The sequence below is a fragment of the Streptococcus oralis genome, assembly GCF_015561235.1.
Lineage (GTDB): Bacteria > Bacillota > Bacilli > Lactobacillales > Streptococcaceae > Streptococcus > Streptococcus oralis_BK.
The window spans coordinates 205,439-217,898 of sequence record NZ_JADMTC010000001.1 but is presented as its reverse complement, the minus strand read 5'-3'; the positions used below and the strand labels follow the sequence as shown (position 1 = coordinate 217,898).

Sequence of the window (12,460 nt, the reverse complement as noted above, 5' to 3'; positions counted from 1 at the left end):
TTCACGACTTTCTAATAGAATCTTTCGGATAATGCGCACGCGCACCACCAATGAGTTTTGGACGGCTAGCTAGAGCCGTTACGTGGGCGTACCCAATCTCACGCAAAACTGGTCGAATCGGAACCTGCACATGCTTGACATGCATACCAATTGCGGTATCTCCGATATCAATTCCTGCATGAGCCGTGATGAACTCCACTTCAACAGGGTCTTTCATGAACTTAAAGGCAGCTAGCTGACCCGAACCCCCTGCATGAAGAGTTGGAAGGACGCTGACGATTTCCAGACCAAACTGCTCTGCCACCTGACGTTCAACAACCAGAGCCCGATTGACATGCTCGCAACCTTGAACGGCTAGATGAATCCTTTTTTCTTCTAGGATATCTAGAATCGTCTTCACTATGATTTCGCCAATTTCTTGGCTTGATTCCTTGCCAATATGGCCTCCTAAAACTTCGCTGGAGGATAGACCTAGGACAAAGAGGCTTCCTTCACGCAATCCAGCCTTTTTCAAAACATCTTCAATTACTTGCTTTGTTTCTGTTTTAATTCTACTTTTGTCCATCACTCTTAACCTCATTTTTCTCCTACTATCATATCTTTTTTTAATGATTTTATCAAGGCGGACTGATCAATCTGAATTTTAAAAAGTAAAACTCCCAGAATTGACTGGGAGTTAACTAGTTTCTATTCTATTTATGTATATTTCAACCATCGTCCCTTTTTCGGGTACAGAATTGATCTTCATCTGGTAATTGTCTCCAAAATGAAGTTTGAGGCGTTGATCAACGTTTTGCAAACCAACTCCTCCACGTTTGAGCTGACTTTGACTACTATCGCTAGTAGCTTGGAAACCAACACCATCATCCTCAATGCGGATGATTAGTCCTGAATCCTTTTTCTGGACGGAAACTTTAATATGTCCCTGTCCATCTTTCTCCTTGATGCCGTGATAAAGGGCATTTTCTACAAGGGGTTGTAGCACCAGTTTAGGCAAGACTAAATTATCAAAGTCAGGATCTTCAGCAATTTCATACTCCAACTTATCCCCATAGCGTTGCTTCTGGATAAAGAGGTACTGGCGGACATGATTGATTTCATCAGAAAGAGAAATCAAATCCTTTCCTTGATTGAGCGCCAAGCGGAAATAGGTTGCCAAAGACTTGGTCACCTGAACCACTCGCTGACTATCCTGAAATTCAGCCATCCAGATGATGGTATCCAAGGTGTTATAGAGAAAATGCGGATTAATCTGGCTCGACAGGGCTTGAAGTTCATACTGACGGGTCGCTTCTTCCTGCCTGCGAATAGCTGCCATCAGCTGATCAATCTGATCCAACATGGCATTAAACTGGCGAGTCACTTCTCTCAGTTCATAGGCACCAGTTTCTTTGGCACGCAGATTTTGAGCACCAGAAGCAATTTCCAGCATGGTTTCTCTCAAGTCATTCAGAGGAGCAATCCAGCGTTTAAGACTGAACCACACCAAGCAGATACAGGCAAGAAGAGATAAGGCACTAGCAGCAAGAAAGGTCCACATGAGTTGGCTCCGAACCTGGTCTAACTTCTCCAACGAAGACACGCCTATAACCGTCCAATCAGTCCCTGCAATCTGTTCCTGACTAACGTAGGATTGATGGTTCAGCGTATAGCCCTGTCCCGTCTCAATGTAGGGTTTCATGGCCTCCATTTCACTCGCTGAGCTATAGACAGTACGTTCAGGATGGTAGACAAATTCATGCTTCTCATTGATGATAAAGGCAAAGCCCTGCTGGCCCAACTGGAGTTGGTTGAGATAGGCTTCCAGAGTTTCATAGGAAATATCCAAGCGAAGCACACCAAGATTGGCTCCCTTTGCATCAACAAGTTCCTGAGTGACAGAAATAACCCATTGACTATCTGATTTACGAGCTGGGGTTAAAACTGGCTTAGCTCCCTGATGAATAGCCTTTTGGTACCAATCCTCAGCCATCATATCTGAGGAAGTTTTCATCTGCACACTGTCATCTGTAGAAATAACCTGACCGGATTTGGTGACCAGTACCACCGTTTTCAAGTCCTGGTCTGCCTTTAAGATGGTCAAAAACAGATCTCTGATTCCCTTGGCTTGGACTTGGTTAGGATTCTCAGCATAGGCTAGGATATCCTTCTGCTGGGTCAAACTGATCGAGGTGGTTTCTAATTTTTTGATATAAGACTGAATAAAGTGGCTAGTCTGGCTAATTGTCGTTTGGCTATTGCCCTCAATCGTATACTCAATGGCTGATGAACTCGATTGATAGTAGAAAGTCCCAACCACAGCTAGGAGAATGAGAAAGACCAGAAAGATGGAAATAACCATTCTGACTAAAAGAGAAGAACGCTTCATCGGCCTTCTCCCTTCTTAAACTGACGAGGTGTCACACCTGCAATCTGTTTAAAACGTTGAGTAAAGTAGTTCATATCTTCAAAACCAACCTTTTCGGCTATCTGATAAATCTTTAAATCCGTGGTCAGAAGCAAGAGCTTGGCTTGTTTGATACGCTCTCTCACCAGGTAATCCTGAAAAGGCAGCCCCAACTCTTTCTTAATCAAGGAACTCAAATAAGTCGGACTAAAGCCCAATTCACTGGCTAAAGACTTTAAACTAAACTGACTGTCAGCCAGATGGGACTGGATCTTCTGGGCTATGTTTCCCTCAAACTTATCGGTTAATAAATCTTGTAACTGCTCTTCTTTTTCTTCCTTGTCTAGTTTTTGCTTGATTTTCCCCAACATTTCCTCAATATCCTGACGAGAAAAGGGCTTGAGCAGGTAGTCATCCACACCGAGTTTGACAGCAGACAAGGCATAATCAAAAGCATCGTAGCCAGTCAAAAAAACCAAATGCACCTGAGGATAGGTTTCTCGGACCAGACTGGCCAACTGGATGCCATTTAGCTGAGGCATGTTGATATCGGTTAAAATGATATCTGGCACCTGCTTTTGAATCAAGTCCCAAGCCTGTCTTCCATTTTCAGCCTGACCGATGATTTCCATACCATAGGCTGCTACATTGACCAGCTTGGTCAAGCCTTGTCTTACCAGATACTCATCTTCTACGATTAAGATTGTGTAGGTCATGCTCTGCTCCTTTGTCACTTACTAGTATCAGTATAGCAAAATTCTCCTCTAACTGCTTATGAAAGACTTCTTAATCAACATAATCTAGTAAATAAGCATAGCCTTTTTCTGCCATTTGGTCTTTGGGAATAAATCGGATAGAGAGACTATTGATACAGTAGCGCAAGCCCCCCTTGTCCTGTGGTCCATCTGTAAAGACATGACCAAGGTGAGAATCTCCAACTCGGCTTCTCACTTCCATGCGTGTCATATTGTAGGACTTATCTTCTTTGTAGGTAGCAACATCTGGGCTGATGGGTTGGGTGAAACTAGGCCAGCCACAACCAGACTCAAACTTGTCTTTTGATGAAAAGAGGGGTTCGCCAGTTGCCACATCCACATAGATACCAGATTCGAATTTATCCCAGTAGCGGTTTGAAAAAGCTCGTTCTGTTTGATTTTTCTGGGTAACTGCATACTCCTCAGGTGACAAGGTCTTTTTCAATTCCTCATCACTTGGTTTAGGATATTTGCTGGCATCGATGACGGGATAGGCGGCCTGATTGACATTGATATGACAGTAGCCATTTGGATTTTTCTTGAGGTAGTCTTGGTGATAGTCCTCAGCCACCACAAAATTCTTCAAGGTCTCCTTTTCAACTGCCAGAGGTTGGTCATATTTCTTAGCAACTTCATCAAAGACTTGGTTGATCACCTCCAAATCCTTGTCATCTGTGTAATAAACGCCGGTACGATACTGGGTTCCCACATCATTTCCTTGTTTATTTTTGCTGGTTGGATTGATAATGCGGAAGTAATGAAGCAGAATTTCCTTGAGGGAAATTTGATTGGCATCATAGGTGACATGGACAGTCTCCGCATGTCCTGTTTGGTTAATCAATTCGTACTTGGTTGTTTCCCCTCTTCCGTTTGCATAGCCTGAAACGGCATCGGTTACTCCAGACACGCGTGAGAAGTATTCCTCCACTCCCCAGAAACATCCCCCAGCTAGATAAATTTCGTGCAAGTCTGCGTCTTTACTCACTTCTGTTTTTTTCACTGTTTTTCCTCCTTGGCTAACGGATGCTTTCTCAATTTGCGAGCTATCTGTCTGCCCTGCATTTCGCATCAATAGAAAATAGAAACCGGTTAGGACTAGGAGAATGACCCCTGCCAAGACAAAAAGTTTTACTTTATCATTCATAGCCTTTCTCTACCCCATTTCTTTCAATTCTTTTAAAATCATATCCTTATCCATAAAACCTGGTTGCGTTTTGACCAGCTTGCCTTCCTTGTCTATAAAGGCTTGGGTGGGGTAAGAACGGACACCATAACTTTCCAAGAGTTTACCTGATGGATCAATTAAAACTGGAAAATTTTTATAATCCAAGCCCTTGTACCAATTCTTAAAGTCTGCTTCCGCTTGTTCTCCCTTGTGACCAGGAGAGACCACTGTCAAAACTACATAGTCATCACCAGCATCCTTAGCGATTTCATCGGTATCTGGAAGGCTAGCCAGACAGATGGAACACCAAGAAGCCCAGAATTTAAGATAGACTTTCTTGCCCTTGTAATCAGATAAACGATAGGTCTTACCATCTACACCTGTTAGTTCAAAATCAGCGACTTCCTGACCTTTAGTCGCAGTTTGTGAACTAACTTGTTCTGTTTTGGTTTGCTCCTTCATAGTAGACTCGTCTGACATATTTTTAGTCGAACAGGCTGCCAAGCAACAAATTGAGCATACTCCAAGGAGACATGTTTGCCATTTTTTCATTTCTTTTTCCTCTCTATTCAAATAATGTAGTCAAAATGGAAGCATTTCCCAAAAGCACCAAGATTCCCATCAGGATAATGAGGAAACCACCCACTTTTTTGAGGATTCCGAGGTAAGGATGCAGTTTTCGGAAATGTTTCAAAACATAGCTGGAGGCGAGAGCTAGAACTAAAAATGGTAGCGCCAATCCCAGCGTATAGACTAACATGAGACCAGCTCCCTGCCAAGCTCCTGAACCGCCTGAAGCCGCCAAAGCCAAAACAGAGCCCAAAACCGGCCCTACACACGGTGTCCAAGCAAAACTAAAGGTCAACCCCAGTAAAAATGCCTGACTATAGCCGTTAGCATTTTGACCCTGTCTCTTTAATTGTAGCCTTCTTTCCTTGTAGAGTCCCTGCAAATGTAAAACATCCATCTGGTGCAAGCCCAAGAGAATGATAATCGCACCCGTCACATACTGAAACCAAGAAGCATACAGCAAATTGCCTAAAAAACCAGCTCCATAACCCAGTAAGATAAAAACAAAGGAAATCCCCGCTATAAAGGCCAGAGTTCGCAATAAACTTACAAGTGAGATTGAAAATTTTCCGCTAGAAGCCTGAGCATCATTCTTATCATCCAATAAGACTCCTGCATAGACTGGCAACAAGGGTAAAATACAAGGAGAAAAGAAGGAAAGAATTCCAGCAAGAAAAACACTGATAAAAAAGATTACATTGTCCATTGCCTTCCTCCATTCTTTGATTTGATAGGTATATTATATCCCCAAAACTCCAGAAAAAACAGGGAACATGATAGGGAAAAATAGGAATTTAATCAGTTTATTTAGAAATCTGGCACAAAAAAAGCCAGACAAGGTCTGACTTTGGTAGAAACAGAAAAGAGAATCACCTGTCTTCCCTGCTTATCTGGTAATAAATAAGGTCCGCAACGTAGTCTTTTCTCTCCACACCATTGGTAATGGTTTTTAGATAAGACATTCCCGCTTTTTCCATAACACGGCCTGAAGCTGGGTTGAGACTAGCATATCGAGCTCTGGCCTTTTGAAAACCAACTTGAGTAAAACAGAAGTCTAGCACAGCTTTCAAGGCCTCCGTCATCATACCACGACCCCAATAATTTTTTCCTAAAATATACCCAATTTCACAACTTGAATCAGGCTCATTCATCTCAACGATGCTGATATCTCCTATCACATGCTCAGGATCTTCTTTGAGACAAATGGCCCATTTGTAATAGTTGGGATTGGTATAGGATGCAACCCAATTTCGAATCGAATTCCGAGTCACCTCAACATCAGGATGAGGATCCCAGGTGACATAGATTAGATTCTCAGCAGACGAGGCCCAATTTTGAAACATGGCTTCCGCATCACTCTCCACAAATCTTCTCAAAATCAAACGTTCTGTCTGTAACATTTGCGTACCGATTGCTTTCATAATGTTACCTCGCTTTCTAAGCTTAAGGCTCAGGGTAAAAAGACTATACTCAGTAACAGCTAGAAAACAAGTTTTTCATCTAGTTACTTGACGCAGTCGCTGTCTGGTTTGAAATGCGCTTTACCAAGCTTTTTCAAACCTAGTCATCCTTGCGGGGGTGAGACAAGGAAAATCAAACTCTTCGAGTTACCGAATCTACCTCGTTTTCCTGTTTCTAGACTCGGGCTAAAAAGGTCCCCAGGACCTTCCTCGCTTTCTCATTTCTAGACTCGGGCTAAAAAGGTCCCCCGGACCTGCCTCGTTTTCTTATTTTTAGACTCGGGCTGAAAACCTCCACTGGAGGTTTTCACTCCCAAAAGTCATCAAAGACGGTGATGGGTAAGTGGCGTTTGTGTTGGCCTTTGTGCCACCAGTTTTCAATAGTCGCTTGAGCTTCTGGACTGATTGATTTGCCTTCTAGATAGTCATCAATTTCATTGTAAGTGACACCAAGTGCGAGTTCGTCAGCAAGTCCAGGTTTGTCTTCTTCTAGGTCTGCTGTTGGGATTTTTTCATAAAGGGCTGGGTCTGCACCAAGTTCCTTCAAGAGTTGTTTTCCTTGGCGTTTATTGAGGCGATAAAGTGGGAGAATGTCTGCACCACCATCACCAAACTTGGTAAAAAAGCCTGTGATATTTTCCGCGGCATGGTCTGTTCCAATGACCGCTCCGCTATGGGCACCTGCAAGGGCATATTGGGCAATCATACGACTACGAGCTTTAATATTGCCCTTGTTAAAGTCTGAAACAGAACTTCCTGTCGCTTCAACTGCATCTGCCATGGCATCAGCTGATTCCTTGATATTCACAACCAAGCTGACATCTGGCTGGATGAAAGCGAGGGCTTTTTGAGCATCTACTTCATCAGCTTGCACGCCATAGGGCAGGCGGACAGCGATAAATTGGTAGCTGTCATCTCCTGTCTCTGCTCGCATTTCTTCCATAGCTAATTGCGCTAAGCGCCCTGCTAAGGTTGAGTCCTGACCTCCAGAAATTCCTAGTACAAAAGTTTTAAGGAAGGGGTGTTTTTTCAAGTATCTCTTTAAGAAATCAATCGAACGACGGATTTCTTCCTGAGCGTCAATCACTGGCTTGACACCCAGTTGCTGGATAATGGCCTCTTGCAAACTCATTCTTCTTCTCCTTCACCAAGAGCTTCCTTGCGCATCTTATCAATCAAATCCATCTTATCTTGCCAAATATCACGCGCCAAGTCTACTGGATAGTGCTGTGGATTGAGCACGCGTTTATACTCATCCCAAAGCTTGTCAAATTCTTTGCGAGCATAAGACTGAATCTCAGTCAAACTAGGCAAGTTGTAAACTAATGTTCCTGCTTTGAAAATATCCACCAAGAGAGGAACGGCATCAAAATTACGAACGGTCTTTTTGATGTAGGTATAAGTTGGATGGAACATCTTGATTTCAGTCATGTCGCTCACATCCACACCGTCATAAGTGATGTAGTCGCCTTCTGACTTGCCTTTTTCACGACTGGTAATGCGCCATACCTGCTTCTTACCTGGCGTAGACACTTTTTCCGCATTATTAGACAGTTTGATGGTATTGCGCATCTGACCATTTTCATCTTCGATCGCAACAATCTTATAAACTGCCCCAAGAGCTGGCTGGTCATAGGCTGTAATCAGCTTGGTTCCCACACCCCAGACATCAATCTTGGCTTTTTGCATCTTGAGGTTGAGGATGGTATTTTCATCCAAATCATTAGAAGCATAGATCTTAGCCTCTGTAAAGCCAGCCTCGTCCAGTTGCTGACGGACTTTCTTGGAAATGTAGGCAATATCCCCAGAGTCAATCCGCACACCCATAAAGTTAATCTGGTCACCCAGCTCACGCGCCACCTGAATAGCAGCTGGTACACCGATACGAAGGGTATCATAGGTATCCACAAGAAAGACACAATCACGATGGGTCGCCGCATAGGCCTTGAAGGCTTCATAGTCGTTTCCATAAACCTGTACCAAGGCATGGGCATGGGTCCCCAAAACTGGAATATCAAAGAGCTTACCAGCACGCACGTTACTGGTTCCATTGGCGCCACCAATCACGGCTGCGCGTGTTCCCCAGATAGCTGCATCCATTTCTTGCGCACGACGTGTCCCGAACTCCATCAAGGGTTCATCTTCGATAACCGAACGAATACGTGCTGCCTTAGTCGCTATCAAGGTTTGAAAGTTAACGATGTTTAAGAGAGCCGTTTCGACTAATTGACATTGGGCAAGAGGACCTTCCACCTGCACAATCGGTTCATTAGCAAAAACCAAGTCCCCTTCCTGAGCAGAACGAACCGTTAGTTCTAACTTGAGATTTCGTAGGTAATCCAAGAATTCTCCATGATACCCAAGCGACTCCAAGTAGTCAATATCGCTATCTGAAAAGCGTAAGTCTTCAAGATAATGTACAATTCTTTCCAAACCAGCAAAAACCGCATAGCCGTTATTAAACGGTTGCTGGCGGAAGTAAACCTCAAAAACCGCCTTCTTATTGTGAATCCCTTGGTCAAAGTAAACTTGCATCATGTTAATCTGGTACAAGTCCGTGTGCAATGTCAAACTATCATCTGGATACATCTGTTTTCCTTCTTCCTACTTTACAAAGGTATGAACGTATTCTACCACTTTCACACCGTCCGATAAATTAGTACTATTATAACACATTTTACCAAGATTGATAAAAAGCTAACAAGCTATTCTCCATTCTCAAGTTCATCCATATCTTGCTCAAACTTTTTTTGAGCCCATTCGCCATAACTTTTAAGGCCGAGATTGCCGATAAAAACCCAAGGAAGGTAAATCAGATAAGTAATGACCCAAGCAGACAAGTATTTAACGTTCAAAGGATTGTGCTGATAAATTTCGATATTGAATTGATAATTCTGCAACATCAAAAGAGTCGTAATAGCGAGAGTTACCAGCAAACACCCTCCAATCGTAAAATGAAAACGACTATAGTAGTTCACTCCAAGTTGTCGTGCACGATTGAAAAAGAAGAAAATTCCTAAAAGAAGAGTAACCAGAAGAATATCAGGATTAAAAAGAGCAGGTGCTAATACAGCCACCAAATAACTTAGCAGAATGAGCCCGATAAACATTTAAAAAGTCTCTGTCCCAGCTTTGTTAAACAGTTGTTCTTCTCTTTCGTCTAATAATTGATAATAAAAAAATCTATTTTTCATCTTCTTCCTCCCAAAATAATTGATCTAAAGTTTTGCCTAAACATCTGCAAATGGACTGACAGAGGGAGAGACTAGGATTGTATTTCCCAGCTTCAATTAAGCCTATAGTCTGCCTAGTAACACCCACAGCCTCTGCCAAATCCCCTTGTGTTAATTCACGCTCCACCCGAGCTAGTTTTAATTTTAAATTTTTAGCCACTAGCGTCCTCCTTCACATTTTTAAAAAGTTGCGCTTCTTTTAAAAACATTATACCATATATCTAACTTAATACAATATATAAATGTCATTTTGTAAGATTTTGTTAACAAGAAAACTCTCTACCACAAAAAATAGAGAATGTTGTGTTTAAATATAGGATTTCAAAATATCAACGACATCACTTCTTTTCTTGACCTGATGGGCCTTGATGCCCAATTTCTGAGCTGCGTTTGTATTGTCCTCAATATCGTCTAGAAAGACACAATTTGTGGGATCTAGCTGGTATTTGTCAAGAATCTCCTTAAACATTGCCAAATCCGGCTTTATAGCTTTTATATCACAGGATAGGACAAAGCCATCTAAAAGTTCTTTTAAGGGAGATAGTTGGTCTTCTAGCAAGTCATAAAATACTTTTGAGGTATTGGACAAGACAAAGATGTGATGCCCCTTTTTCTTTAGTTTTGACAAGACAGGAAAGACTTCCCTATAAATATCAATGTAGCTAGGCCAATTCCAGATAACTTCTTCAACCTTCTTTTGATAGGTACTTCCAATCATCGACACAACTTTAAGCACCAACTCTTCTCTCGTCATGGTCCCAAGATCTAATCTTTCCCAAAGCCCCGACTGAAAAATGGCTTTATCTAAAATCAAATATTCTTCCTTCGTATCCGAAACACCTTGTAAAATCTTATCCTTGTTCCATTCTAACAAGACGTTACCCATATCTAGTATGATATCCATTAGCCCACCTCCATAGTGATGTGAAGATTTCCTCTTTGCTTTATACTTTCATATTCAGCTTACAAATCCTTTTGGTAATAAAATCTTTGCCCTGTATAGGGATAGTTTTGCAAGGTAAAGACTTCCTTGTAGCCATGGCTTTTATAAAAATCTGGCGCTTGAAACTGGTAAGTATTGACAAAAGCAAAACGACAGTTTCTATTCTTAGCTTCACTTTCTGCCTGTTGCAATAGTTTTGAACCGATTCCCTGTTCTCGCAATTCCTCTTTCACAAACAAATACTCGATTTCCAACCAATTTCCGAAAGTCTCTGCTACTAAGCCTGCCAAGAGATTACCCTTTTCGTCTTCAACATAAAGATTCAGTGGCTCGCTTTCAGCCTCTTCTCTTTTGGAACGATTATAAGAACGAATCAGATTTCCTATTTCTTGCGCTTTATGCGATTCCTTATTTTCCAATCTAACGTGCATCCAAACCTCCTAATAAACTACTACAGCTTGATTATAATCTTATTTCAATAGACTGTCAAACTAGAAAAAAAACTCACCAAGCAGAGTTGATGAGTTCATGAGTTATTTTCTAAATTTCCACTGGCTATAAATTCCGAAACCGATAATCCAGATAGCTGAACCAATTGCTCCCATAAAAGTAGATTCTTGTAAAAAGAGGGTTACAAAGACAAAGATAAAGAAGAGCATGGTTAAAGGATTTAGAAAACGGTAATGGGGCATGAGGTAGCCATCCGCCATGAAGTCTTGTGACTTGCGGTATTTGAGATGAGCCACCATGATCAAGATATAAATCGCGATGTAAACACCTGATGAAGACGCCGTAATCAAAGCAAAAGCGTCGGAAACACCTGGCAACACATTGATAAAGGCAGCCAGAGCAATCAAGATTGCTGAAGCAATAATAGCATTTTGTGGAACATTATGGCGAGAGAGAGTATCTGCCTTGATCGCTTTTAAGAAGCGATTGGGTGAATCATGGGCAATCTGGTAGAGGTGTCGTCCTGTTGAATAGAGGGTTGAGTTAAGCGCAGATGCGGCCGACGTCAAAACGACGAAGTTAATCAGAGCTGCCGCCCACTTGATACCTGCTAGCTCAAAAACCGTTACAAATGGAGAATCTGAAGAAGCAAGTTCTCTCCAGGGAATAATAGACATAATGGCTAATAGAGCTCCACCATAGAAGAAGACAATTCGAAGAGGAATTTCCTTAACTGCTTTTGGCAAAACCTGACGAGGATTCTTCGTTTCAGAGGTTGTCACTCCGATAAATTCAATCATCAGATAGGCAAAAAATACCATTTGAAAGGCCATGACAAAGTTCATGACTCCATTTGGGAAAAGAGAGAATTGATTGCTGATATTTGCCAGACTTGCAGCACCATATGGTGTTTCAAATCCTGTCAAGACCATAAAGACCCCTGTGGCAATCATAGCTAAAATAGCCACAATCTTAACCATAGCAAACCAAAACTCGACTTCCCCAAAGAGCTTAACCGCAATCAGATTGACCAAGGCCAAAATCGTTAAAAAAACAATCTGAATCAACCAACTAGGCCAAGAAGGAAACCAAAACTGAACATAATGCGAAATCGCAGTGATTTCTGCCATACCGATAAAGACAACAGACAACCAGTAAGACCAAACAGAGAAATACCCCCAGCCTTTCCCCAAATGACGGGTGATAAAGTTGATAAAAGTATGTTGTTCTGGATCCTGATATAGCATCTCCCCAACAGCCCTCATCATCAAAAACATAAAGGCTCCTGTAATCATGTAAATCAGGATGATAGAAGGTCCAGTAAGGCTGATAGAACGACCAGCACCTAGAAAAAGTCCTGTTCCGATTGTCCCCGCAATGGCCATCACCTGAACATGGCGATTGGTTAAACCACGCTCCATTTTATTTTTTTTCTTATTTGAACTCATATAGTCTCCTATTTATTCAAAAATCAAAAAGGAGTTGAGCAAGTCAAGAC

General features: G+C 42.0%; 14 protein-coding genes. All 14 read right to left on the bottom strand.

Translation table 11 applies throughout. The features are described from left to right. Position 1: 1 nt before the first annotated feature. Positions 2-565 (bottom strand): TIGR01440 family protein, encoded by a 564-nt coding sequence (locus I2H52_RS01215; RefSeq protein WP_084939025.1) that lies wholly within the window; start codon positions 563-565, stop codon positions 2-4. A 111-nt stretch (positions 566-676) separates the two neighbouring features. After that, a complete protein-coding gene (locus I2H52_RS01210; protein WP_084939024.1) occupies positions 677-2,368 on the bottom strand; it encodes a cache domain-containing sensor histidine kinase in 1,692 nt (563 codons plus the stop codon). Then, positions 2,365-3,102: a response regulator transcription factor gene (locus tag I2H52_RS01205; protein ID WP_084939023.1), complete on the bottom strand. Its 738-nt coding sequence runs from the start codon at positions 3,100-3,102 to the stop codon at positions 2,365-2,367. The genes I2H52_RS01210 and I2H52_RS01205 overlap by 4 nt, the downstream gene beginning before the upstream one ends. Before the next feature lie 70 nt (positions 3,103-3,172). Beyond that, positions 3,173-4,285: a peptide-methionine (R)-S-oxide reductase MsrB gene (gene msrB, locus I2H52_RS01200; protein ID WP_049500249.1), complete on the bottom strand. Its 1,113-nt coding sequence runs from the start codon at positions 4,283-4,285 to the stop codon at positions 3,173-3,175. Positions 4,286-4,294: 9 nt separating this feature from the next. Further along, a complete protein-coding gene (locus tag I2H52_RS01195; protein WP_195593793.1) occupies positions 4,295-4,858 on the bottom strand; it encodes a redoxin family protein in 564 nt (187 codons plus the stop codon). A 13-nt stretch (positions 4,859-4,871) separates the two neighbouring features. Then, positions 4,872-5,582: a thiol-disulfide oxidoreductase-associated membrane protein CcdA2 gene (gene ccdA2, locus I2H52_RS01190; protein WP_084939020.1), complete on the bottom strand. Its 711-nt coding sequence runs from the start codon at positions 5,580-5,582 to the stop codon at positions 4,872-4,874. A 163-nt stretch (positions 5,583-5,745) separates the two neighbouring features. After that, positions 5,746-6,297 (bottom strand): GNAT family N-acetyltransferase, encoded by a 552-nt coding sequence (locus I2H52_RS01185; RefSeq protein WP_084939019.1) that lies wholly within the window; start codon positions 6,295-6,297, stop codon positions 5,746-5,748. Positions 6,298-6,643: 346 nt separating this feature from the next. Further along, a complete protein-coding gene (gene nadE / locus I2H52_RS01180) occupies positions 6,644-7,468 on the bottom strand; it encodes an ammonia-dependent NAD(+) synthetase (protein ID WP_195593789.1) in 825 nt (274 codons plus the stop codon). Beyond that, positions 7,465-8,925: a nicotinate phosphoribosyltransferase gene (locus I2H52_RS01175; protein ID WP_195593786.1), complete on the bottom strand. Its 1,461-nt coding sequence runs from the start codon at positions 8,923-8,925 to the stop codon at positions 7,465-7,467. Before I2H52_RS01175 ends, nadE begins: the two co-directional genes overlap by 4 nt. 116 nt (positions 8,926-9,041) lie before the next feature. Beyond that, positions 9,042-9,446 (bottom strand): DUF6773 family protein, encoded by a 405-nt coding sequence (locus tag I2H52_RS01170; RefSeq protein ID WP_195593782.1) that lies wholly within the window; start codon positions 9,444-9,446, stop codon positions 9,042-9,044. Between the two features lie 73 nt (positions 9,447-9,519). Next, positions 9,520-9,729, bottom strand: coding sequence for a helix-turn-helix transcriptional regulator (locus tag I2H52_RS01165; protein ID WP_049478916.1), 210 nt, complete (start codon positions 9,727-9,729; stop codon positions 9,520-9,522). A gap of 147 nt (positions 9,730-9,876) precedes the next feature. Next, positions 9,877-10,473 carry an HAD family hydrolase gene (locus I2H52_RS01160; RefSeq protein WP_084939017.1) on the bottom strand — a complete coding sequence of 199 codons (597 nt, stop codon included), beginning with the start codon at positions 10,471-10,473 and terminating at the stop codon, positions 9,877-9,879. A 59-nt stretch (positions 10,474-10,532) separates the two neighbouring features. Further along, a complete protein-coding gene (locus I2H52_RS01155) occupies positions 10,533-10,943 on the bottom strand; it encodes a GNAT family N-acetyltransferase (protein ID WP_084939016.1) in 411 nt (136 codons plus the stop codon). Between the two features lie 102 nt (positions 10,944-11,045). After that, positions 11,046-12,410, bottom strand: a complete 1,365-nt coding sequence (locus I2H52_RS01150; RefSeq protein WP_057489444.1) for an amino acid permease — start codon at positions 12,408-12,410, stop codon at positions 11,046-11,048. Positions 12,411-12,460 lie beyond the last annotated feature (50 nt).